Annotated in this window: 36 protein-coding genes; 33 read left to right on the forward strand and 3 right to left on the reverse strand. The window is 37.2% G+C overall.

The features are described from left to right. Positions 1 to 32 precede the first annotated feature (32 nt). On the reverse strand, positions 33 to 602 hold the full coding sequence (locus H3T56_RS06285) for a peptidylprolyl isomerase (protein WP_198192300.1): 570 nt from the start codon (positions 600 to 602) through the stop codon (positions 33 to 35). A 254-nt stretch (positions 603 to 856) separates the two neighbouring features. Between H3T56_RS06285 and H3T56_RS06290 the strand changes: the two genes are divergently transcribed. From H3T56_RS06290 to robA, 3 genes are all read left to right on the forward strand, one after another. After that, positions 857 to 1,528, forward strand: coding sequence for a phosphoribosyltransferase family protein (locus H3T56_RS06290; RefSeq protein WP_086361422.1), 672 nt, complete (start codon positions 857 to 859; stop codon positions 1,526 to 1,528). Between the two features lie 102 nt (positions 1,529 to 1,630). Beyond that, complete coding sequence (nfuA, locus tag H3T56_RS06295) at positions 1,631 to 2,209, forward strand: Fe-S biogenesis protein NfuA (RefSeq protein WP_034901535.1); 579 nt, start codon at positions 1,631 to 1,633, stop codon at positions 2,207 to 2,209. An 85-nt stretch (positions 2,210 to 2,294) separates the two neighbouring features. Continuing rightward, positions 2,295 to 3,215, forward strand: coding sequence for an MDR efflux pump AcrAB transcriptional activator RobA (gene robA / locus H3T56_RS06300; protein ID WP_065614722.1), 921 nt, complete (start codon positions 2,295 to 2,297; stop codon positions 3,213 to 3,215). Positions 3,216 to 3,253: 38 nt separating this feature from the next. Here the strand turns inward: robA and trpR are convergent, their stop codons facing one another. Both trpR and sltY read right to left on the reverse strand, forming a co-directional pair. Further along, positions 3,254 to 3,544, reverse strand: a complete 291-nt coding sequence (gene trpR, locus H3T56_RS06305; RefSeq protein WP_199283285.1) for a trp operon repressor — start codon at positions 3,542 to 3,544, stop codon at positions 3,254 to 3,256. Positions 3,545 to 3,555: 11 nt separating this feature from the next. Beyond that, on the reverse strand, positions 3,556 to 5,496 hold the full coding sequence (sltY, locus tag H3T56_RS06310; RefSeq protein WP_198192302.1) for a murein transglycosylase: 1,941 nt from the start codon (positions 5,494 to 5,496) through the stop codon (positions 3,556 to 3,558). 163 nt (positions 5,497 to 5,659) lie between these two features. Between sltY and iscR the strand changes: the two genes are divergently transcribed. From iscR to rplO, 30 genes are all read left to right on the forward strand, one after another. Next, positions 5,660 to 6,115, forward strand: coding sequence for a Fe-S cluster assembly transcriptional regulator IscR (gene iscR / locus H3T56_RS06315; RefSeq protein WP_034902406.1), 456 nt, complete (start codon positions 5,660 to 5,662; stop codon positions 6,113 to 6,115). 30 nt (positions 6,116 to 6,145) lie between these two features. After that, on the forward strand, positions 6,146 to 7,360 hold the full coding sequence (locus H3T56_RS06320) for an IscS subfamily cysteine desulfurase (RefSeq protein WP_086353762.1): 1,215 nt from the start codon (positions 6,146 to 6,148) through the stop codon (positions 7,358 to 7,360). Positions 7,361 to 7,376: 16 nt separating this feature from the next. Further along, the gene (gene iscU, locus H3T56_RS06325; RefSeq protein WP_034884104.1) at positions 7,377 to 7,763 is read left to right on the forward strand and encodes a Fe-S cluster assembly scaffold IscU; all 387 of its coding nucleotides are present in this window, start codon (positions 7,377 to 7,379) and stop codon (positions 7,761 to 7,763) included. Then, positions 7,763 to 8,086 carry an iron-sulfur cluster assembly protein IscA gene (gene iscA / locus H3T56_RS06330; RefSeq protein WP_034902400.1) on the forward strand — a complete coding sequence of 108 codons (324 nt, stop codon included), beginning with the start codon at positions 7,763 to 7,765 and terminating at the stop codon, positions 8,084 to 8,086. Before iscU ends, iscA begins: the two co-directional genes overlap by 1 nt. A 13-nt stretch (positions 8,087 to 8,099) precedes the next feature. Beyond that, entirely contained in the window at positions 8,100 to 8,606 is a 507-nt protein-coding gene (gene hscB, locus H3T56_RS06335; protein ID WP_198192303.1) for a co-chaperone HscB, read from the forward strand. 50 nt (positions 8,607 to 8,656) lie between these two features. Further along, positions 8,657 to 10,516: a Fe-S protein assembly chaperone HscA gene (gene hscA / locus H3T56_RS06340; RefSeq protein ID WP_198192304.1), complete on the forward strand. Its 1,860-nt coding sequence runs from the start codon at positions 8,657 to 8,659 to the stop codon at positions 10,514 to 10,516. 14 nt (positions 10,517 to 10,530) lie between these two features. Then, entirely contained in the window at positions 10,531 to 10,869 is a 339-nt protein-coding gene (gene fdx / locus H3T56_RS06345; RefSeq protein WP_034902394.1) for an ISC system 2Fe-2S type ferredoxin, read from the forward strand. A gap of 167 nt (positions 10,870 to 11,036) precedes the next feature. Beyond that, entirely contained in the window at positions 11,037 to 12,128 is a 1,092-nt protein-coding gene (locus tag H3T56_RS06350; protein ID WP_174564987.1) for a PfkB family carbohydrate kinase, read from the forward strand. After that, positions 12,125 to 13,060 carry a pseudouridine-5'-phosphate glycosidase gene (locus H3T56_RS06355; RefSeq protein WP_086366122.1) on the forward strand — a complete coding sequence of 312 codons (936 nt, stop codon included), beginning with the start codon at positions 12,125 to 12,127 and terminating at the stop codon, positions 13,058 to 13,060. The genes H3T56_RS06350 and H3T56_RS06355 overlap by 4 nt, the downstream gene beginning before the upstream one ends. Positions 13,061 to 13,509: 449 nt before the next feature. After that, positions 13,510 to 13,821 (forward strand): 30S ribosomal protein S10, encoded by a 312-nt coding sequence (gene rpsJ, locus H3T56_RS06360; protein ID WP_006120582.1) that lies wholly within the window; start codon positions 13,510 to 13,512, stop codon positions 13,819 to 13,821. Between the two features lie 31 nt (positions 13,822 to 13,852). Further along, positions 13,853 to 14,479, forward strand: coding sequence for a 50S ribosomal protein L3 (rplC, locus tag H3T56_RS06365; RefSeq protein WP_034902384.1), 627 nt, complete (start codon positions 13,853 to 13,855; stop codon positions 14,477 to 14,479). A gap of 16 nt (positions 14,480 to 14,495) precedes the next feature. Further along, positions 14,496 to 15,098, forward strand: coding sequence for a 50S ribosomal protein L4 (gene rplD, locus H3T56_RS06370; protein ID WP_034902381.1), 603 nt, complete (start codon positions 14,496 to 14,498; stop codon positions 15,096 to 15,098). Continuing rightward, a complete protein-coding gene (gene rplW / locus H3T56_RS06375; RefSeq protein ID WP_034885052.1) occupies positions 15,095 to 15,397 on the forward strand; it encodes a 50S ribosomal protein L23 in 303 nt (100 codons plus the stop codon). Before rplD ends, rplW begins: the two co-directional genes overlap by 4 nt. 18 nt (positions 15,398 to 15,415) lie before the next feature. Next, positions 15,416 to 16,240, forward strand: a complete 825-nt coding sequence (rplB, locus tag H3T56_RS06380) for a 50S ribosomal protein L2 (protein ID WP_034902376.1) — start codon at positions 15,416 to 15,418, stop codon at positions 16,238 to 16,240. A gap of 19 nt (positions 16,241 to 16,259) precedes the next feature. Continuing rightward, positions 16,260 to 16,538, forward strand: coding sequence for a 30S ribosomal protein S19 (gene rpsS / locus H3T56_RS06385; RefSeq protein WP_024496505.1), 279 nt, complete (start codon positions 16,260 to 16,262; stop codon positions 16,536 to 16,538). A 13-nt stretch (positions 16,539 to 16,551) separates the two neighbouring features. Beyond that, a complete protein-coding gene (gene rplV, locus H3T56_RS06390) occupies positions 16,552 to 16,884 on the forward strand; it encodes a 50S ribosomal protein L22 (protein ID WP_034884235.1) in 333 nt (110 codons plus the stop codon). Positions 16,885 to 16,898: 14 nt separating this feature from the next. Beyond that, positions 16,899 to 17,636, forward strand: coding sequence for a 30S ribosomal protein S3 (rpsC, locus tag H3T56_RS06395; RefSeq protein WP_034884234.1), 738 nt, complete (start codon positions 16,899 to 16,901; stop codon positions 17,634 to 17,636). A 12-nt stretch (positions 17,637 to 17,648) separates the two neighbouring features. After that, a complete protein-coding gene (gene rplP / locus H3T56_RS06400) occupies positions 17,649 to 18,059 on the forward strand; it encodes a 50S ribosomal protein L16 (protein WP_025314389.1) in 411 nt (136 codons plus the stop codon). Continuing rightward, entirely contained in the window at positions 18,060 to 18,251 is a 192-nt protein-coding gene (gene rpmC / locus H3T56_RS06405) for a 50S ribosomal protein L29 (RefSeq protein ID WP_034902373.1), read from the forward strand. A 1-nt stretch (position 18,252) separates the two neighbouring features. Next, a complete protein-coding gene (gene rpsQ, locus H3T56_RS06410; protein ID WP_025314391.1) occupies positions 18,253 to 18,513 on the forward strand; it encodes a 30S ribosomal protein S17 in 261 nt (86 codons plus the stop codon). Positions 18,514 to 18,708: 195 nt separating this feature from the next. After that, a complete protein-coding gene (rplN, locus tag H3T56_RS06415; RefSeq protein ID WP_025314392.1) occupies positions 18,709 to 19,080 on the forward strand; it encodes a 50S ribosomal protein L14 in 372 nt (123 codons plus the stop codon). Positions 19,081 to 19,090: 10 nt separating this feature from the next. After that, positions 19,091 to 19,405 carry a 50S ribosomal protein L24 gene (gene rplX, locus H3T56_RS06420; protein ID WP_034884230.1) on the forward strand — a complete coding sequence of 105 codons (315 nt, stop codon included), beginning with the start codon at positions 19,091 to 19,093 and terminating at the stop codon, positions 19,403 to 19,405. A 17-nt stretch (positions 19,406 to 19,422) separates the two neighbouring features. Further along, positions 19,423 to 19,962 (forward strand): 50S ribosomal protein L5, encoded by a 540-nt coding sequence (rplE, locus tag H3T56_RS06425; protein ID WP_025314394.1) that lies wholly within the window; start codon positions 19,423 to 19,425, stop codon positions 19,960 to 19,962. Positions 19,963 to 19,973: 11 nt separating this feature from the next. Further along, positions 19,974 to 20,279, forward strand: coding sequence for a 30S ribosomal protein S14 (rpsN, locus tag H3T56_RS06430; RefSeq protein WP_025314395.1), 306 nt, complete (start codon positions 19,974 to 19,976; stop codon positions 20,277 to 20,279). Between the two features lie 17 nt (positions 20,280 to 20,296). Beyond that, entirely contained in the window at positions 20,297 to 20,689 is a 393-nt protein-coding gene (rpsH, locus tag H3T56_RS06435) for a 30S ribosomal protein S8 (RefSeq protein WP_034902370.1), read from the forward strand. 11 nt (positions 20,690 to 20,700) lie between these two features. After that, the gene (rplF, locus tag H3T56_RS06440; RefSeq protein ID WP_034902367.1) at positions 20,701 to 21,234 is read left to right on the forward strand and encodes a 50S ribosomal protein L6; all 534 of its coding nucleotides are present in this window, start codon (positions 20,701 to 20,703) and stop codon (positions 21,232 to 21,234) included. A gap of 9 nt (positions 21,235 to 21,243) precedes the next feature. Continuing rightward, positions 21,244 to 21,597 carry a 50S ribosomal protein L18 gene (gene rplR, locus H3T56_RS06445; RefSeq protein WP_034902364.1) on the forward strand — a complete coding sequence of 118 codons (354 nt, stop codon included), beginning with the start codon at positions 21,244 to 21,246 and terminating at the stop codon, positions 21,595 to 21,597. Between the two features lie 14 nt (positions 21,598 to 21,611). Beyond that, positions 21,612 to 22,112, forward strand: coding sequence for a 30S ribosomal protein S5 (rpsE, locus tag H3T56_RS06450; RefSeq protein ID WP_025314399.1), 501 nt, complete (start codon positions 21,612 to 21,614; stop codon positions 22,110 to 22,112). Between the two features lie 6 nt (positions 22,113 to 22,118). Next, a complete protein-coding gene (gene rpmD, locus H3T56_RS06455) occupies positions 22,119 to 22,298 on the forward strand; it encodes a 50S ribosomal protein L30 (RefSeq protein ID WP_025314400.1) in 180 nt (59 codons plus the stop codon). A 5-nt stretch (positions 22,299 to 22,303) separates the two neighbouring features. Then, entirely contained in the window at positions 22,304 to 22,738 is a 435-nt protein-coding gene (gene rplO / locus H3T56_RS06460; RefSeq protein WP_034902361.1) for a 50S ribosomal protein L15, read from the forward strand. The last annotated feature ends 2 nt before the right edge of the window (positions 22,739 to 22,740 follow it).

Below are 22,740 nucleotides of genomic sequence, written 5' to 3' on the forward strand. Positions count from 1 at the left end.
GGTTTATTTGAAGAGTTAATTAATTTTAGGGCCTATTGTTTATCTTCAATCACTGTTGCTTTTTTAATATAGATTGGTTCAACAGGAACATTTTGATGTGGTCCCATGCGTTTGGTGGCTACGTTAACAATTTTATCAACGACATCCATTCCTTTAACGACTTTACCAAAAACAGCATAACCATATTGGACTGGTGATTGGTAATTAAGAAAATCATTATTGACAACATTAATAAAAAATTGGCTAGTTGCGCTATCTACAGCATTCGTTCTTGCCATTGCGATAGTTCCGCGATCGTTTTTCAAGCCATTATTGGCTTCATTTTTAATTGGTTGTTGAGTTTCTTTGAATTTTAATTGATCATCAGCACCACCGCCTTGAATCATAAATCCAGGAATGACTCGATGGAAGGTTAAATTTTCATAAAAACCGTTATTGACATAATTAAGAAAATTTTTCGTGGTAATTGGTGCATGTTCGCTATCTAATTCAATTTCAATATCGCCCATACTGGTTTGTAATAATACTTTGCTATTAGCCAAAGCAACAGTTGAAACAAGGCTTAATAGTAATGATATAAGTAATAGTTTGATTTTTTTCATTTAACAAATCCTTACTCCAAAATAGTAGGCAAATTATACCGAATATTAGATGAATTGAAATGATTAATATGACTAAATAACTAAAATTTTGGGTAATAGCTTCCAGTATTGCGATTAATAAATAAAAAATATTCTTTATTTATTATAATTCATATTATTAGTGAGTTTATTTTCTATTTTATTTCCATTTTTAAGCTTATTTTGTAGATAAAAAACCCTGTTCCTCAAAATTTTTTGCTAAGCGATGAATCATTATGCGATGTATTTTATGTAATATGCCTTTAGTGTTGCCTCATCATGGGATTTGTAGTCAATGTGTTAAAAACTTACCAAAATTTAATAAGATTTGTTATCAATGTAGCCTTCCTCATTCATTATCAACCAAAATCTGCTATCGATGTCGTGATAAGCAGCCTTATTGGGATGAAATGGTTGCAGTAACAGAATATACGGCACCGTTAAAAAAATTAATCCAACATTTAAAATTTTATCGTAAAACTGAGTTAACTAATGCTTTGGCCAGGTTAATGTTTTTAGCTTGGTATCAACGACGGTTGAGTAGTGGTTTGGTTAAACCAGATATTGTAACTTGTGTTCCATTGCACCATTTTCGTTATTGGTCTAGAGGATTTAATCAAGCGGCATTATTAGCGAAACCGATAGCCAGATGGCTTAATTGTGATTTTCAACCTTATCTGTTATCACGAAAGTCAGTAGCACACGATCAAAAGTATCTATCGCTTAAGCAACGAATAACCAATGTTGAAACCTTATTTAGTTGCCGCGATGATTTAACCAATCAATCGATAATGCTTATTGATGATATTGTTACTACCGGCAATACCATAAATGCCATTAGCCAACAGTTAAAACAATGTGGGGCAAACTATATTCAGGTAGTTTGTTTATGTCGCACCATCTTGTAAAATCTAAAACACCCCCTATAATGACCAACAAGGTTAGTCAACTATTATCGATGATGTTAGTGATGATTAATGTCAATCGTGTCAAAGTGAGGGATTATGTCTATTATTACCATTTCTGAATCAGCGCAACAACATTTTAAAAAATTACTTGCTAATCAGCCTGATGGTACACAAATTCGGGTTTTTGTTATTAATCCTGGCACACCATCAGCAGAATGTGGGGTTTCATATTGCCCAGCAGATACTATAGAAGATAGCGATATAGAAGAACAACAACAAGCAGGTTTTGCTATTTATATTGATGAAATTAGCGCTCCTTTTTTAGAGGAAACGGTGATTGATTATGTAACAGATGAATTAGGTTCTCAATTAACTTTAAAAGCACCAAATTCAAAAATGAAAAAGGTTGCCGATGATGCACCGTTAATTGAACGCGTCAATTATGTTATTCAAGCACAGGTTAATCCGCAATTAGCTAGTCATGGTGGTCATGTGAGTTTGGTTGAATTAACCGATGATAATTATGCGATATTACAATTTGGCGGTGGTTGTAATGGTTGTTCGATGGTCGATTACACTTTAAAAGAGGGGATAGAAAAACAGCTACTTGCTGAATTCCCTGAACTGGCAGGCGTAAAAGATATTACCGAACATCAAGCTGGAACCCATTCATATTGTTAAAAAATTTTCGATTTACATCTTGCTTATTGCTGTGATTAAGTCATAATCTCATAATATTTGCCAATTCACATCATGATGGGGTTATATGAATCAAGTTAGTATTATTTCAGATCTTATCGTTTGGATTGAAAAAAATTTGGAGCAACCCTTATCTATTGATAATGTCGCCCAGAAATCAGGTTATTCGAAGTGGCATTTACAACGGATGTTTAAAGAAGTAACTGGTCAAGTACTTGGTACTTATATTCGTCACCGCAGATTAACTTATGCGGCATTATCTTTGCGCATGACAAGTAAACCTATTTTAGATATTGCTATGCAATATCGTTTTGATTCGCAGCAAACTTTTACTCGTTCTTTTAAAAAGCAATTTAATGAAACACCTGCAAGTTATCGTCGTGGTGAATTTTGGGATCCTACCGGGTTAACTCCTGCTATTGAATTAAATAAAAATCGACTTTCTTTACCTGAACCTAAATTTGTGAATATGCCGAAACAAACTTTTTGGGGAATCTCTTATAAAAATAATTGTAATTTGAGTCAAATTTTAGATGAAGAAAATAAATTAAGATCGCAGTTTTTTCAAAATTATTTATCCCATTATGCTCACAATAGTGACAGTTTACCGGATAAGATTTTTGCTTTTAGCCGCATTTTGAAAAGTAAAGATAATGCTAATGAACAAGAACTTTTATATACAATTGCTTTAGATCATAATAATAATCTTGAGCATATAGAACCAATTGTTAATGAAGGTGGTTTATATCTTTGTTTTAAATATATTGGTTCGCTAGAAAATTTCAGTGATTTTATTTCTCAAGTCCACTTAGCTGCAATGCCAGCATTAAAAGTTCGGTTACGCACCTCAAGTTGTTTAATTGAGATTCATCATAATCATCATGATGATACGATTAAATGTTTTAAAGATATCCATACTATGGAATGTGATTATTGTGTGCCTGTCGTTGCAGATGAAGAAGTCAATATCCAGTCAAACTTGTTATAGTCTACTTTAACTAGTTTTTATAAATATTGACTATTATTTTATTTATCTGATTTCAATAGAATGTTTTCCAACCACATTTTAAATTCAGGAGTTGCTTCTTTTAAACTATTCGATCCTCTGGTAACAGTGGCAATGCCAATTTTTAATTGTTCTTTAAGTTGGCGCTGATTTATTGAGCCATCCAGTAATGATCGGACAATTTTAACTCTTGTGATTAATGCATCCCGTTCATCAGCGGTCATCAGTAATTTCAATATATCTAATGAATAACCACTATTAAATGCTTGGTGTAATATTTCAACCGTTTGGTTCCATTCTTTAGTTTTCATGTAATGCACCATTAATATTGTCTATTAAATTCGTTTGTTGTCAGTATATGAGGGTGTTGATTTCCTAAAATATATTGGTAAATATAATCATAAACTAATACACTTTTGACATAATTTCGAGTTTCATTAAAGGGAATACTTTCAATAAATGCGATAGCATCAAGTTTTCCATTACTATTATTCAACCATTTTTTTACTCGGCCTGGACCAGCATTATATGCTGCTGAGGATAAAATACGATTGTTATCATTTTGTAAATAAACGCTATTTAAAAAATAAGTACCTAACTGTATATTCGTTGTCGGTTCAAACAGTTGGCTTGGTGAATAATAGGTAATATTACTGATTTTTTTGGCTGTTTCCTTAGCTGTTGCTGGCATTAATTGCATTAAACCACTGGCTCCAACTGGAGACTGTATCGTGGTGTCAAATGCACTTTCTTGCCGAGTTATTGCTAAAGCATAAGATAATGGAATCGCTTTATCTTTCAAGGCATCATTATATAAGTTTTTATACATGATAGGTAAGCGTTCAGTCCAATTATCCCATAATTTACCTGATATTGTTGCTTGAATACTTAGTTCTCCCCAACCTTTTTGATAAGCGTATTTAGCTAAATCTAAATATTCATTTTCTGCTGTATGGTTTTTAAGTACATATCGCCATTCTTGTTTTGACTCCCCTAACATACCTAATAATCTTAATTCTTTAATTCTAATGGCAAATGGTTGCTGGTCATACTTGGCTTTAAGTGCATTGACTTCTGCAGTCGGGATCTTTTTCGATAAATTATTAATAGTATATGGTTGATTAAGAGCTTGTGCACTTACCATGCCATAAAAACCACGTTTATTAGTTAAACTTTTTAAGATATGTTTTGCTTCGTTGGTTTTATTGTTATTGAGTAATACTCGAGCGTGCCAGTATTGCCACTCTTCTTTTAATTGATCTTCTGAAGTTAGTTGTTTTAGCCAATGTGCAATATCTTTGTAATTATTAGCATCAATAGCCATGCGAATACGTTTTTCAACTAAAGTTGAGTCGTGACTTTTGCTAATATAATTATCTCGCCATTTGATCTGTTCCGGGGTTGCTGAATCACTAAAATAACTATTGGCTAAGCTTTGTTGTAATTTAATTTGCTCATCATCAGTGAAATTCTGTTTTTTTATTAGTTGTGGTAATAATACCGCAGCCATTTTTTTGTCAGCTTTAACTAACCGAGGATAAGATGCTAAAACAATTTTTTGGGTGAAGGTACTCGTTTTAATATTTTTTGAAAAATCTTCAATTTTTCGAGGATTATCAAAAATAGCTAATAAATGATTTTTGGTTGTTTGATAGTTATCATCTAGTAAGTTGGTTAAATGGCGAGCTAATTTTAAATTGTTGTTTTCTAAAGCTAGTTCTATGCGTAATAAAATAATATTTGCTGTGCGTTTACCACTTTTTGACCATGCATCTAATAAAGGATCACAAGCCGAAGGCAATTCTTTACCTGTTAACCATAGCGATTCAACATTATCGAATACCGCTTTATCTTGATGTTGTTGTAATTTTGCATACTGATATCGGCAATTAGAGGCAATGGAATTATCTATAGGAAAAGTGATAATTGCATTCCAGTCTTGACGGTTAGCCAGCTCAGTTATATAAGCCTGAGTTAATGACGATGTTAATGGGAAATCATGATATTTTTTTGCAAAATCACTCACTGCTTGTGTTGATACTGTTTTAATGTTGTTTTGAAAAAATTGCACAGCAGCATAAGGGTATAGTGGATAGTTTTTTAATTGTTTTAGTAATTTCTGTTGTTCATCAAAAGTTAATGATTGATAAGTGTTTTGCCACTTTTGGTAATTTTGTCGCAAATCATTCAAAGTAGGCTCCGCAAACACACTTTTAGCCCAAAGTATGTTTAATATTAAACACCAGCGTATTACTAAATTCATTCTTAAACTCCTGTATCAATTTAGTTTATTAGATTAGCATATTCCCATATATTTCGTCGATGAAGAACTGATAACTTAATTCCCACTAAAATAGTCAACTAAATACTTGACTAAAAGTAATGGATATATAAAATATTTACTATTAAATATAGGGGAATGATTAATGAAATTGACATCAAAAGGGCGATATGCAGTGACAGCTATGTTAGATGTAGCACTGCATTCAGAATCAGGCCCTGTATCACTTGCTGATATTTCAGAACGTCAGGAAATCTCACTATCTTATTTAGAACAACTGTTTTCACGATTGCGTAAAAATGGTTTAGTTTCAAGTGTTAGAGGTCCTGGTGGTGGTTATGTACTTGGTCGTAGTATGGAGCAAATTGCGATTAGCTCAATTGTGAAGGCTGTTGATGAAACTGTTCATGCGACTAAATGCCACGGTAATACCGGATGTCAAAATGGTGTAAGATGCCTTACCCATAGTTTATGGAATGACTTGAGTGAGCGAATCAATGATTTTCTGACCAGTATCACTTTAAGCGAATTGGTTAATAATCAAGAAGTGAAAGCCGTCTTTAATCGACAAAGTCATCTTCATCAAAACAGAATTAATTAAAAATACAGAATTTGTAATTGGGAGTAATTAATGAAATTACCTATTTATATGGATTATGCAGCAACAACGCCTGTAGATCCTAGAGTAGCTGAAAAAATGATGCAGTATTTAACACCCGATGGTGTTTTTGGTAACCCCGCTTCTCGTTCACATAAATTTGGTTGGCAAGCTGAAGAAGCCGTTGATATTGCACGAAATCAAATTGCTGACTTAATTGGTGCCGATTCACGTGAAATTGTATTTACTTCAGGCGCGACAGAAGCCGATAACTTAGCCATTAAAGGTGCGGCGCATTTTAATCATGCTAAAGGTAAGCACATTATTACCTGTAAAACGGAACATAAAGCAGTGCTTGATACTTGTCGTCAATTAGAACGAGAAGGTTATGAAGTGACTTATTTAGCACCAGAATCAAATGGTATTCTTGATCTTGATAAACTGGCTGCAGCGATGCGTAGTGACACAACTGTTGTATCAATTATGCACGTTAATAATGAAACTGGTGTTATTCAGGATATCGAAAAAATCGGCGAAATGTGCCGTGAAAGAGGCATTGTATTTCATGTTGATGCAACCCAAAGTGTTGGTAAATTACCGATTGACCTAACTAAATTAAAAGTCGATCTTATGTCGTTCTCTGGTCATAAGATCTATGGGCCAAAAGGCATTGGTGGACTTTATGTTAGACGTAAACCACGAGTACGTATTGAAGCCCAAATGCATGGTGGTGGACATGAACGCGGTATGCGTTCTGGTACTTTACCGGTACACCAAATTGTGGGTATGGGTGAAGCGTACCGTATAGCAAAAGAAGAGATGACAACAGAAATACCACGTCTTTTAGCACTAAAAACTCGTTTATGGAATGGATTAAAAGATATTGATGAAGTTTATCTTAATGGTTCATTAGAGCATGGTGTGGCTAATATTTTAAATGTAAGCTTTGCTTATATTGAAGGTGAATCACTCATGATGGCGCTAAAAGATTTAGCAGTATCATCTGGTTCAGCATGTACTTCTGCAAGTTTAGAACCGTCTTATGTACTACGAGCACTAGGACTTAATGATGAACTTGCCCATAGCTCAATAAGATTTTCATTTGGTCGATTTAGTACCGAAGAAGAAGTAGATTATGTAATTAAGTTAATTAAAGATTCTATCGGTAAATTAAGAGATCTTTCTCCACTTTGGGAAATGTTTAAAGATGGTGTTGATTTAACAAAAATTAAGTGGTCAGCCCATTAAAAATTAGGAGTAAATTATGGCATATAGTGAAAAAGTCGTCGATCATTATGAAAATCCACGCAATGTAGGTTCTTTTGATCAAAATGATCCAAATGTTGGTAGTGGTATGGTTGGAGCACCAGCATGTGGCGATGTAATGCGGTTACAAATCAAAGTTAATGATGATGGTATTATTGAAGATGCCAAATTTAAAACTTATGGTTGTGGTAGTGCAATTGCCTCAAGTTCATTAGTGACTGAATGGATTAAAGGTAAATCATTAGATGAAGCTGAAGCAATAAAAAATACTGATATAGCGAAAGAATTAGCTTTACCTCCGGTTAAAATTCACTGTTCAATTTTAGCGGAAGACGCCATTAAAGCAGCTATTGATGATTATAAAACCAAAAAAGGACAACGTTAATGGCAATCACATTAACTAATAGCGCAGCAAATCGAGTTCAGGCCTTTTTAGCTAACAGAGGTAAAGGGGTTGGGCTTCGGTTAGGCGTTAAAACTTCAGGCTGTTCGGGAATGGCTTATGTAATAGAATTTGCTGATATCATTAATGATGATGATAGTGTTTTTGAAGATAAAGATGTCAAAGTGATCATTGACAAAAAAAGTTTAGTTTATCTTGATGGAACAGAACTTGATTTTGTTAAAGAAGGTCTAAATGAAGGCTTTAAATTCAATAACCCTAACGCTAGCAATGAATGTGGTTGTGGCGAAAGCTTTAATGTTTAATGGGACATGAATTGTGATTAATTACTTTGAATTATTTCAATTACCAATTCAATTACCTATTGATAATGGTCAGTTAACGGCTAACTATCAACAGTTGCAACGCCAATATCATCCTGATAATTTTGCTCAGGCAACAGATAATGAAAAAGTGGCTATCATTCAAAAGTCGGCAATGATCAATGATGGCTATCAAACGCTAAAAAATCCGATAAAAGCGGCTGAATACTTTTTATCATTGCAAGGTTTTGATGTTGCAACAGAGCAAAATATTATTCATGATGCCGATTTTTTAATGGAACAATTTAGTTTGCGTGAAAAATTAGATGATATTGAAAATCAAAATAATATTGATCTATTAGATGATTTTCATTCGGAAATTTCGCAACGAAAAAAACAAGTCTATCATCAGCTATTGCAACATATATCCCAACAAGATTGGCAAAGCGCAGTTAATCAAATCTATAAAATCCGTTATCTAGCTAGATTGATTGAACAGATCGAAAAGTTACAAGAAAAGTAATTTGCTCTATAATTTAAGATTAAGTAACACATCAATTAGAGATAGATCAAATGGTATTATTACAGATCAGTGAACCGGGACAAACACCAGAACCTCATCAACGTCGATTAGCTATTGGCATAGATCTAGGGACAACTAATTCTTTAGTCGCAACAGTTCGTAGTGGGCAAGCAGAAGTTTTGCCAGATTTAGATGGTAATGCATTATTACCATCGGTTGTGCATTATGGCCTAGACTATGATGATAATACTATTATTACGGTCGGTAAAAATGCTAAAACTAATGCAGCCAATGATCCATTGAATACGGTTAGTTCAATAAAACGCTTAATGGGAAGAAGCTTAACTGATATTGATAGTTCACGCTTTCCCTATACTTTTTCACAAACTGATAATGGTGTTCCTTTATTAAATTTACCTAATCAGCAAGTTAATCCAGTACAAGTTTCAGCTGAGATTTTGATTGCTTTGGTTGATCGAGCAAAACAAAGCTTAGATGGTGAGATTGATGGTGCAGTAATAACAGTACCAGCTTATTTTGATGATGCGCAAAGACAAGCAACTAAGGATGCGGCTAAATTAGCTGGATTACATGTTTTAAGATTACTGAATGAACCAACAGCTGCTGCTATCGCTTATGGCTTAGATTCAGGTAAAGAAGGTGTTATTGCTGTTTATGATTTAGGTGGTGGAACATTTGATATCTCTATTTTACGCCTACATAAAGGTGTATTTGAAGTTTTAGCAACTGGAGGCGATTCAGCACTTGGTGGTGATGATTTTGACCGATTACTTGCTGATTATTTAAAAACACAGTTAGGTTTAAATAACAATTCTGACCCATATATAAACCAGAAAATTATCGATGAAGCTGTTGAAATTAAAATTGCACTAAGTCAGCAAGATTCTGCTTTAGTTAATATAGAAGGGCAGTCTTTCACAATAACTCGTAAACAATTTGAAGACTTAATTGAGCCTCTAGTTAAACGAACATTGGCTGTTTGTCGCCGAGCGTTGAAAGATGCGCAAATTGATTTTGATGAAGTTAGTGAAGTTGTGATGGTTGGTGGCTCAACTCGAGTGCCATTAGTAAGGCAATTAGTTGGTCGTTATTTCAAAACTGAACCTTTAACCTCGATTGATCCAGATAAAGTTGTTGCCATTGGTGCAGCAATACAGGCGGATATACTGGTTGGCAATAAACCTGATTCAGACATGTTATTGCTGGATGTTATTCCTTTATCTTTAGGGATTGAAACTATGGGGGAATTAGTTGAAAAAATTATTCCTCGTAATAGCACAATTCCATGCGCTCGTGCACAAGAGTTTACCACATTTAAAGATGGTCAAACGGCGATGATGATTCATGTTTTGCAAGGTGAACGAGAAAGTGTTGCCGATTGCAGGTCATTAGCAAAATTTACTTTGCGAGGCATCCCTCCTATGCCTGCAGGTGGTGCGCATATTCGAGTTACCTTTCAAGTCGATGCTGATGGTTTATTGAGTGTCACTGCAATGGAAAAATCGACCGGGATTGAGGCGGCGATTCAAGTTAAGCCTTCTTATGGACTGTCAGAAAACGAAATTGCTAGCATGATTCAAGATTCAATCAATTATGCAAATCAAGATAAACAACTAAGAAAGCTTGCCGAACAGAAAGTAGAGGCTGCCAGAGTACTTGAAACATTACAATCTGCACTAGATAAAGATGCTGATTTATTAGATGAAGAGGAACTTAATCTTATCTTGAATGCTAAGCAAAAATTGCAACAAGCAACGGAATCTAATGATTGTTCTTTGATTGAGCAGCAAATTAAACATGTTGATAACGCAACACAAACCTTTGCTGCTAAACGTATGAATAGATCAATACGTGATGCCTTAACCGGGCATAGCGTTGATGATATTTAACCAATGAGATTATTATGCCAAAAATTACCTTTTTACCAAATGCTGATCTTTGTCCTGAAGGAAAAACTGTTGAGGCCGAAGAAGGCGAATCAATATTAGATGTTGCTTTGCGCAATGACATCGAAATAGAGCATGCTTGTGAAATGTCTTGTGCATGTTCAACTTGTCATTGTATTGTTCGAAAGGGATTTGACTCACTTGAAGAAAGTGATGAACAAGAAGATGATATGCTAGATAAAGCTTGGGGTGTCGAGCCTCATAGTCGCTTAAGTTGCCAAGCTCGAGTAGCCGATGAAGATCTTGAAGTCGAAATTCCAAGATATAGCCTTAATCACGCCAAAGAAGATCATTAATTAGTCGCCTTTATGGCGACATCCTTCTGTAAAAACACCTTTCCTCAAATTTTTACTTGTGATAATTATCTCATTTTATTTACCTAATTGACTTAGTTGCTTTCAACTTGATAATGATTCTGCTATAGTCACAGACTAAACATATGCTTAAAAATAGACAGGTGTTTATGAATCAAAGAGAAAAGCAGATTCTTACGATTATTCGCAAAGATCCCTTCATCCAACAACAAGTGATTGCTGAAATGTTAGGTATTACCCGTTCTAGTGTAGCTGGTTATATTATGACTTTGACTCAAAAAGGTTATATAAAAGGAAAAGGTTATCTTTTGTCTGAAAATAATCATGTGGTTGTCGTGGGTTCTTGTAACATGGATGTGACTGGATATTCAGATGAAAAGTTAGTTTATCAAGATTCTAATCCCGGTAAGATTCGTTGTACTCCTGGCGGTGTGGGGCGAAACATTGCTGAAAATTTGGCGCTTTTAGGGCTTGATACCCATCTTATTTCAATGATTGGCGATGATTTCTATGGTGCCCAGCTTATTGAACATACCCGAAAAGCCGGTGTTAATATGGAGCATTGCCATGTGATAAAAGGCGATAGTACTTCAACTTACCTCTCTCTGCTTGATCAATCAGGAGAAATGGTGATAGCTATTAATGATATGGATATTATTAACAAACTAACACCAAGTTTATTAAATGAATCTAAGCAGTTAATTCAGCATGCTAAATTACTGGTTATCGACTGTAATTTGCAACAAGAAGCATTAACATGGCTGTTTAATAATGCTGGGGAAGTGCCTATTTTTGTTGATACTGTATCTGCATTTAAGTCTCATAAGATTAAAGCTTGGTTGTCATATATTCATACTTTAAAACCTAACCGACTAGAAGCCGAAATTTTAAGTGGAATAAAAATCGAAACTAATGACGATATTCCTAAAGTGGTTGACTGGTTCCATCAGCAAGGCGTGCAACGAATTGCAATTAGCGCTGGTGCTGATGGTGTTTATTATAGCGAAATCAATGGTGATCGTGGTTGGTCTGCGTCCATTCCAACTGATATTGTCAGCGTTACTGGTGCTGGTGATGCCATGCTGGCAGGGCTTGTTCAAGGTTACTTGAATGGACTGAGTTTTTATCAAAGTGTGAGATTTGGTCAAGCTTGTTCGGCATTAACATTATCATCTGAATTTACTAATAATCCTAATTTATCAATTAATTGTGTTCAAAATATTTTGGAGTCCCTTTCATGAACAATGTGTCTAAATATAATCAATATCTTGATATTTCCCCTGAAGTTAAACAAGCACTTGAAAATAATCAACCGGTTGTAGCTTTAGAATCTACCATTATTTCACATGGTATGCCATATCCACAAAACGTTGAAACGGCATTAAAAGTAGAAGAAATTGTCAGAAAAAATGGTGCGATACCCGCCACTATTGCTGTTATTAATGGTCGTTTAAAAGCGGGTTTGTCAAAAGAAGAGATAACGATTCTGGGTAAAGAAGGATTAAATGTAACCAAAGTGAGTCGTCGAGATTTACCAGTAGTTGTAGCTAATAAACAAAATGGTGCAACTACCGTCGCGGCAACTATGATTATCGCTGAATTAGCCGGTATACGTGTATTTGCAACCGGTGGGCTTGGTGGTGTTCATCGTGGGGCAGAACATACATTTGATATTTCTGCCGATCTTCAAGAACTTGCCAATACTAGTGTTGCCGTTGTTTGTGCTGGTGCTAAATCAATTTTAGATTTAGGTTTAACTATGGAATATCTAGAAACATTTGGCGTTCCTGTGGTTGGTTATCAAACTGAAAAACTACCGTCATTCTTTAGTCGAACTAGCCCATTTGATGTTAGTGTTAAACTAGATAGTGCCAAACAAATAGCTGAAATGATTAAAGTAAAATGGGATTTAGGCTTAAATGGTGGGGTTGTGGTTGCTAATCCTATCCCAACACAATATGCAATGGATGAAGAGTTAATTTCAGCAGCAATTGAAAAAGCCTTAAAAGAATCAGTTGAGCAAGGAATTAAAGGTAAAGAAACTACCCCATTTTTATTGGCAAAAGTAGTGGAATTAACTGGTGGTGATAGTTTAGAAGCAAATATCAATCTTGTCTTTAATAATGCAAAATTAGCTTCTGAAATTGCGATGAGTTATTGCAATATTAAATAACGAATGTATTGAGTCATATAGTCACTTAAGTGGTTAAACTTAAGTGACTGATGATACTCTCGATATCGAGATTTCGAAAAAATATCTATATTACATATATCAAAGAAGCTCAGTAATCGACCACCTTTAATGGCGGCATAGTCTGATTAAAAAAACTCCATTTCTTAACTTTTATTGCAACTATCAATTATCGGATTTTCTCTATCTATATGATAATTAATGCTTGATGTTAGTTAACTAACAGGGTATAATCCCGCCACTTTGTTTATTGTCTTTATGTAAGCAAATGCGTAAAAAGATATAATCTTTATGTAAAAATATTGAATTATATCAACAACATTCCCGATTTGGGAATTACGAAAAGAACGGATTACACTCTCCTGTCAATCGAAACAGGGCAAGAGGAGTAATCTTTTGTTATAACTTTTAAATAGTGGAGCTCTGGTCTCATGTCGAACCAAAGAATCCGTATCCGGTTAAAAGCGTTTGATCATCGTTTGATTGATCAATCAACTGCTGAAATTGTAGAAACTGCGAAGCGCACTGGCGCACAAGTTCGTGGTCCTATTCCATTACCGACACGCAAAGAGCGTTTCACAGTATTGATTTCTCCGCACGTTAATAAAGATGCGCGTGATCAATATGAGATTCGCACTCATAAACGTCTAGTTGATATTGTAGAGCCAACTGAAAAAACAGTTGATGCTTTAATGCGTCTAGATCTTGCTGCCGGTGTTGATGTGCAGATCAGTTTAGGTTAATCCTAAGCTGAATGATTGAGAGGTCGAAACAATGATTGGTTTAATCGGTCGTAAAGTAGGAATGACACGAATCTTCACCGAAGAGGGTGTTTCTATTCCTGTCACCGTAGTTGAAGTTCAAAGCAACCGCGTTACTCAAGTTAAAACACTTGAAAATGACGGTTATCAAGCTATTCAGGTTACTACTGGCAGCAAAAAAGCAAGCCGAGTAAATAAACCTGAAGCAGGTCATTTCGCTAAGGCTGGCGTTGAAGCTGGTCGTGGTCTATGGGAATTCCGTTTTGAAGAAGGCGAATATACTGTAGGTCAAAGCATTAACGTTGATATTTTCACAGACGTTAAAAAAGTTGATGTTACTGGTACATCTAAAGGTAAAGGTTTCGCTGGCGTAACTAAACGTTGGAATTTCCGCACTCAAGATGCTACTCATGGTAACTCTTTGGCACACCGTGGTCATGGCTCTATTGGTCAAAACCAAACTCCAGGTAAAGTGTTCAAAGGTCGTAAAATGGCAGGTCACTTAGGTAATGAACGTGTAACTGTTCAAAACTTAGATATTGTTCGTGTTGATGCTGAACGTAACCTTTTATTAATTAAAGGTGCAGTACCAGGCGCGATCAATAGTGACGTAATTGTTAAACCGGCAATCAAGGCTTAACGTCGAGGAGATAGAGATGGAATTAGTAGTAAAAGACGCGCAAGCGCTTTCTGTTTCCGAAACTACCTTCGGACGTGAGTTTAATGAAGCGTTAGTTCACCAAGTAGTTGTTGCTTATGCATCTGCTGCTCGTCAAGGCTCTCGCGCACAAAAAACTCGTGCAGAAATCGCTGGTTCAGGCAAAAAACCATGGCGTCAAAAAGGCACAGGTCGTGCTCGTTCAGGTTCTATTAAGAGCCCAATCTGGCGTAGTGGTGGTGTAACATTTGCAGCAAAACCACAAGATCATAGCCAAAAAGTTAACCGTAAAATGTATCGTGGTGCATTAAAGAGTATTTTCTCTGAATTAGTGCGTCAAGAACGTTTAATCGTGGTTGAAACATTTACTGTTGAAGCACCTAAGACTAAATTATTAACTCAGAAATTAAATGATATGAACCTAAAAGATGTTCTAATCATTACCTCTGAAGTTGATGAAAATCTTTTCTTAGCAGCACGTAACTTATATAAAGTTGATGTGCGTGATGTGGCAGGTATTGATCCAGTTAGTTTGATTGCATTTGACAAAGTGGTTATCACTGTTGATGCCGTTAAACAAGTAGAGGAGATGTTAGCATGATTCGTGAAGAGCGTCTGCTTAAAGTCCTGCGAGCACCACATGTTTCTGAAAAAGCATCTATTTCAATGGAAAAAACAAATACATTAGTATTGAAAGTTGCTAAAGATGCTACTAAGAGAGAGATTAAAGCCGCAGTTGAACAACTATTTGAAGTCAAAGTAGATGACGTTAATACTCTTGTTGTTAAAGGCAAAGTAAAACGTCGTGGTCAACAAATCGGTCGCCGTAGCGACTGGAAAAAAGCTTACGTTACTTTAGCAGAAGGTCAAAATTTAGACCTTGCTGGCGTCGCTGAGTAATTCGGAGGAGTAAGAACAATGGCAGTTGTTAAGTGTAAACCTACATCTCCGGGTCGTCGCCACGTTGTTAAAGTGGTTAACCCAGAGTTGCATAAAGGTAAGCCTTATGCACCGTTGCTTGATACAAAAAGCAAAACTGGTGGTCGCAATAATAATGGTCGTATCACTACCCGTCATATCGGTGGTGGTCATAAACAACATTATCGTATTGTCGACTTTAAGCGTAATAAAGATGGTATTCCAGCAGTTGTTGAACGTTTGGAATATGATCCGAACCGTAGTGCAAATATTGCATTGGTTCTATATAAAGACGGTGAACGTCGTTATATTTTAGCGCCTAAAGGCTTAAAAGCAGGTGATCAGATCCAATCTGGTGTTGATGCAGCGATTAAAACAGGTAACTGTTTACCAATGCGCAATATTCCAGTAGGTTCTACCGTGCATAATATTGAAATGAAACCAGGTAAAGGCGGACAACTTGCTCGCTCAGCTGGTAGCTATGTTCAAATCGTTGCGCGTGATGGTGCTTATGTAACATTACGTCTACGTTCAGGTGAAATGCGTAAAGTATTATCTGATTGCCGCGCCACTATTGGTGAAGTGGGTAACTCAGAACATATGCTTCGCGTACTAGGTAAAGCGGGTGCAACGCGTTGGCGTGGTGTTCGTCCTACTGTTCGTGGTACAGCAATGAACCCGGTAGACCATCCACATGGTGGTGGTGAAGGTCGTAACTTTGGTAAACATCCTGTGTCTCCATGGGGTCAAAAAGCCAAAGGATTGAAAACGCGCAGCAACAAACGTACTGATAAGTATATTGTTCGCCGTCGCAATAAGAAATAATTAATATAGAGGATTAGCTATGCCACGTTCTCTCAAGAAGGGTCCTTTTATTGACCTACACTTGCTGAAGAAGGTAGAGAAAGCGGTGGAAAGCGGGGACAAGAAACCAATTCGTACTTGGTCCCGTCGTTCAACGATCTTTCCTAACATGATCGGATTGACCATCGCTGTCCATAATGGTCGTCAGCACGTTCCAGTTTATGTTTCCGACGAAATGGTTGGTCATAAATTGGGTGAATTCGCGCCGACTCGTACTTATCGCGGCCACGCTGCGGATAAGAAAGCTAAGAAGAAATAAGTAGGAGAAAGAGATGGAAACAATTGCAAAGTACCGCCACGCTCGTTCTTCTGCACAAAAAGTTCGCTTAGTTGCAGATCTTGTTCGCGGTAAAAAAGTGTCTCAGGCACTTGATATTTTAACGTACACCAATAAAAAAGCGGCTGTACTTGTTAAAAAAGTATTAGAGTCTGCTATTGCTAATGCAGAGCATAACGATGGTGCTGATATTGATGATCTGAAAGTTGCGAAAATTTTCGTAGACGAAGGCCCAACCATGAAGCGTATTATGCCTCGTGCGAAAGGTCGTGCAGATCGAATTTTGAAGCGTACGAGTCACATCACCGTGATCGTCTCAGATCGCTAGGCTGGAGAATAGCAATGGGTCAAAAAGTAAATCCAAATGGTATCCGATTAGGCATCGTCAAGCCTTGGACATCTACATGGTATTCGGGTACAAAGACATTCGCTGATAATTTAGAAAGTGATTTTAGAGTGCGTGAATTCTTAAATAAAGAATTAGCACAAGCATCAATCTCTAAAATTGTTATCGATCGTTCAGCAGAAACTAACGTTCGCATTACTATTCACACTGCTCGTCCAGGTATTGTGATTGGTAAAAAAGGTGAGGACGTTGAAAAATTACGTAATGCCGTAGCTTCTATTGTCAATAAATACAAAGACAAAAAAGAGAAACGTGATGTTGCAGTACAAATTAATATTGCTGAAGTTCGTAAACCAGAACTAGACGCTAAATTAGTTGCTGACAGTATTACCTCTCAGTTAGAACGCCGTGTTATGTTCCGTCGTGCAATGAAACGTGCGGTTCAAAATGCAATGAAGGCGGGTGCTAAAGGTATCAAAGTTGAAGTAAGTGGTCGTTTAGGCGGCGCTGAAATTGCTCGTAGTGAGTGGTATCGTGAAGGTCGCGTACCATTACATACATTAAGAGCGGACATCGACTATGGTTTATCAGAAGCATTGACTACCTATGGTATTATTGGTGTTAAAGTGTGGATCTTCAAAGGTGAGATCCTTGGTGGTATGGCTGCCGTTGAACAAGCAGAAAAACAACCTGCTGCTCAACCGAAAAAGCAGCGCAAAGGCCGAAAACAATAAGGAGCGTCGCTGATGTTACAACCAAAGCGTACAAAATTCCGTAAAGTGCACAAGGGCCGCAATCGTGGTCTTGCTGTGAGTACTGATGTAAGTTTCGGTACATTCGGTCTTAAGGCTGTGGGTCGTGGTCGTTTGACTGCGCGCCAGATCGAAGCAGCACGTCGTGCAATGACTCGTGCAGTTAAGCGTCAAGGTAAAATCTGGATTCGAGTTTTCCCTGATAAACCAATTACTGAAAAACCACTTGAAGTGCGTATGGGTAAAGGTAAGGGTAACGTTGAATACTGGGTTGCTCAGATTCAACCAGGTAAAGTCCTTTATGAAATGGACGGTGTACCGGAAGAAGTTGCTCGTGAAGCATTTGCGTTGGCAGCTGCAAAACTGCCAATTAAAACCACCTTTGTGATTAAGACGGTGATGTAAATGAAAGCAAAAGAGCTACGCGAAAAAAGCGTTGAAGAGTTAAATACTGAACTTCTTAATTTATTACGTGAGCAATTTAACTTACGTATGCAATTAGCTGGAGGTCAGTTAACACAAACTCATATGTTAAAACAAGTGCGTCGTAATATTGCACGAGTTAAAACGTTATTAACTGAGAAGGCGGGTGCGTAATATGACTACTGAAGTAAAAATTCGTACTCAGCAAGGTCGTGTTATTAGCGACAAAATGGATAAATCTATTACTGTAGCTATTGAACGTAAAGTGAAGCATCCGTTATATGGTAAGTTCATTAAACGTACGACTAAATTGCATGTACATGATGAAAACAACGAGTGTGGTATTGGCGATACTGTAGAAATTAAAGAGTGTCGTCCATTATCAAAAACCAAATCTTGGACTCTTGTTCGAATCGTTGAAAAAGCAGTTAGCTAATCAAATTTGATTAAAAACTGTACATAATATAATAAACGGCTCACCGGCCGTTTATTTTATGCTATCCATTTTATTTGAGTGGTGTTATACTATGCGCCCTCACGTAAGTGGGTTTTTGGTTGTCTATTCTTATCCATGGTAGTTGAGGTGGATGAAGGTAGATTAGACAATAATTAATTTATACGGAGCATTAAAATGATCCAAGAACAGACTAGGCTCGATGTTGCTGATAACTCTGGCGCACGTAGCGTAATGTGTATCAAGGTTCTCGGTGGATCGCATCGTCGTTATGCAGCGGTAGGTGATATCATCAAAGTTACCATTAAAGAAGCTATTCCACGTGGTAAAGTTAAAAAAGGTGATGTACTTAAAGCTGTGGTGGTGCGCACTCGAAAAGGTGTTCGTCGTCCTGATGGATCTGTCATTCGTTTCGATCGCAATGCTTGTGTTATTTTAAATAATAACAGTGAGCAACCGATTGGTACGCGTATTTTTGGACCGGTCACTCGTGAACTTCGTTCTGAGAAGTTTATGAAGATCATTTCATTAGCACCAGAAGTACTGTAAGGAGCGGGTAATGGCAGCTAAAATCCGTCGAGAAGATGAAGTTATCGTGTTAGCCGGTAAAGATAAAGGTAAACGCGGTAAAGTAAAAAGTGTTTTGTCTACTGGTAAAGTGATTGTTGAAGGTATCAATTTGGTGAAAAAACACCAAAAACCAGTACCTGCATTAAATCAAGAAGGTGGAATTGTTGAGAAAGAAGCGCCAATTAACGTTTCTAACGTAGCAATTTTTAACCAAGATACAGGCAAAGCAGATCGCGTAGGCTTTCGTTTTGAAGACGGTAAAAAAGTCCGTTTTTATAAGTCTACTAATAAATTAATCAATTAAGTAATTTGGAGTGTACGATGGCGAAACTGCATGATTACTACAAAGCACAGGTAGTAAATAAACTGCAAGAACAGTTTGGCTACAAATCTGTCATGCAAGTCCCTCGGATCGAAAAGATCACCTTGAATATGGGTGTGGGTGAAGCAATTACTGATAAGAAATTATTAGATAATGCGGTTGCAGATTTAGCAGCAATCAGTGGTCAAAAACCACTAGTCACTAAAGCACGCAAATCAGTTGCTGGTTTTAAAATCCGTCAAGGGTATCCTATTGGTTGTAAAGTCACTTTACGTGGCGAACGTATGTGGGAATTTTTTGAACGTCTAGTTTATATTGCTCTTCCTCGTACTCGAGATTTTCGTGGTTTAAGCGCAAAATCTTTCGATGGTCGTGGTAACTATAGCATGGGTGTTCGTGAACAAATCGTTTTCCCTGAAATCGATTATGATAAAGTTGATCGTGTTCGTGGTTTAGATATCACTATCACAACAACAGCACAATCTGATGAAGAAGGCCGAGCTTTATTATCTGCCTTTAACTTCCCATTTCGTAAGTAAGGTAGGGCATAATGGCTAAACAATCAATGATTGAACGCGATAAAAAACGCGTAAAGCTAGCAGAAAAATATTTTGCAAAGCGTCAAGAATTAAAAGCGATTATCTCTGATCTTAATGCATCAGATGAAGATCGTTGGAATGCAGTGCTTAAATTGCAAACGCTTCCTCGTGATTCTAGTCCATCACGTCAACGTCGTCGTTGTCGTCAAACCGGTCGTCCTCATGGCGTCCTTCGTAAGTTTGGTTTAAGCCGTATTAAGGTTCGTGAATCAGCCATGCGTGGTGAGATTCCTGGTCTTAAAAAGGCAAGTTGGTAATCAGGGGAGTGTTATAGATGAGCATGCAAGATCCTATAGCAGATATGTTGACCCGCATTCGTAACGGTCAAGCTGCGAATAAAGTTGCAGTCACCATGCCTTCCTCTAAGCTAAAAGTGGCAATTGCCAATGTGCTAAAAGAAGAAGGTTATATCGGGGACTATAAAGTAGTTGGTGACACTAAACCAGAATTGGAAATCACTTTAAAATATTTCCAAGGTAAGGCTGTAGTAGAAAGTATTAAACGTGTTAGCCGTCCAGGTTTACGTATTTATAAACGTAAAGATGAATTACCAAAAGTAATGGCTGGATTAGGTATTGCAGTTGTTTCTACTTCTAAAGGTGTTATGACTGATCGTGCAGCACGCCAAGCAGGTCTTGGTGGTGAAATTATCTGCTACGTAGCGTAAGGGAGAAAAAAATGTCTCGTGTTGCAAAAGCACCTGTCGTTGTTCCTGCTGGCGTAGAGGTAAAACTCAATGGTCAGGTAATTACGATTAAAGGTAAAAATGGCGAGTTATCTCGTACAATAAATAATGCAGTTGTTATTAATCAAGCAGAAGGCCAGATTACATTTGCGCCTCGTGACGGTTTTGCTGACGCTTGGGCGCAAGCAGGTACTGCTCGTGCATTGATTAATGCAATGGTTATTGGTGTTACTGAAGGTTTTACTAAAAAACTTCAGCTAGTTGGTGTCGGTTATCGTGCACAAGTTAAAGGTAATACAATTGGCTTATCTCTTGGTTATTCACATCCAATTGATCACCAATTACCTGCAGGTGTAACAGCTGAATGTCCTTCGCAAACTGAAATCGTTCTGAAAAGTGCTGATAAACAGTTAATTGGACAAGTAGCTGCTGATATCCGTGCTTATCGTCGTCCTGAACCTTATAAAGGTAAAGGTGTTCGTTACGCAGATGAAGTTGTGCGTACTAAAGAAGCTAAGAAAAAGTAAGGTAACACTATGGATAAGAAATCAGCTCGTATCCGTCGTGCAACTAAAGCGCGTCGTAAGATGCAAGAACTACTTGCAACTCGCTTAGTAGTTCACCGTACTCCGCGTCATATTTATGCGCAGATTATCGCACCAAACGGATCAGAAGTACTGGCAGCGGCTTCAACATTAGAAAAAGCTATCAGTGAAAGTTTAAAATACACTGGAAACAAAGATGCAGCAGCAGCAGTTGGTAAAGCAATTGCAGAACGCGCATTAGCGAAAGATATCAAAGAAGTTTCTTTTGATCGTTCAGGTTTCCAATATCATGGTCGAGTTCAGGCGCTAGCAGATGCTGCTCGCGAAGCTGGCCTACAGTTCTAAGGTAGGAGTTAAAGATGTCAAACATCGAAAAACAAGCTGGTGAACTGCAGGAAAAACTAATCGCAGTTAACCGAGTTTCTAAAACCGTAAAAGGTGGTCGTATTTTTAGTTTTTCTGCACTAACAGTGGTTGGTGACGGTAATGGCCGCGTTGGTTTTGGATATGGTAAAGCACGTGAAGTGCCAGCAGCAATCCAAAAAGCAATGGAAAAAGCACGTCGTAATATGATTAACGTTGCGTTAAATAACGATACTTTACAGCATCCAGTTAAAGGTGCTCATACAGGTTCTCGTGTTTACATGCAACCAGCATCAGAAGGTACTGGTATTATCGCCGGTGGTGCAATGCGTGCTGTATTAGAAGTTGCTGGTGTTCGTAACGTTCTAGCTAAAGCATATGGTTCTACTAACCCAATTAACGTGGTTCGTGCGACTATTGATGGCTTAGAAAATATGAAATCTCCAGAAATGGTTGCTGCTAAGCGTGGTAAAACCGTCGAAGAAATTTTGGGGTAATTAGCCATGGCAAAGACAATTAAAATTACACAAACTCGTAGTTCTATTGGCCGTCTACCGAAGCATAAAGCAACGTTAGTTGGTCTAGGATTACGTCGTATTGGTCATACTGTTGAGCGTGAAGATACACCTGCAATTCGCGGTATGGTAAACCAAGTTTATTACATGGTTAAAGTTGAGGAGTAATAGTAATGCGTTTAAATACTTTATCTCCTGCTGAAGGTTCAAAGCATGCATCTAAGCGCGTGGGCCGAGGAATCGGTTCAGGGCTAGGTAAAACTGGTACTCGTGGTATCAAAGGTCAAAAATCACGTTCAGGTGGCGGCGTTCGTCGTGGCTTCGAAGGTGGTCAAATGCCTTTATATCGTCGTTTACCAAAATTTGGTTTTACCTCACGTAAAGCTATGGTAACAGCACAAGTTCGTCTTTCTGATTTAATGAAAGTTGAAGGCGATATTGTTGACCTAAATAGCTTGAAAGTTGCTAATGTGATTAATTCACAAATCGAATATGCAAAAATCATGTTATCTGGAGAAGTTACTAAACCAGTAACAGTTCGTGGTATTCGAGTAACTAAAGGTGCTAAAGCTGCAATTGAAGCTGCTGGCGGAAAAATTGAGGAATAATT

This window comes from Gilliamella sp. W8123 (assembly GCF_016101085.1).
In the GTDB taxonomy this organism is placed as follows: domain Bacteria; phylum Pseudomonadota; class Gammaproteobacteria; order Enterobacterales; family Orbaceae; genus Gilliamella; species Gilliamella apis.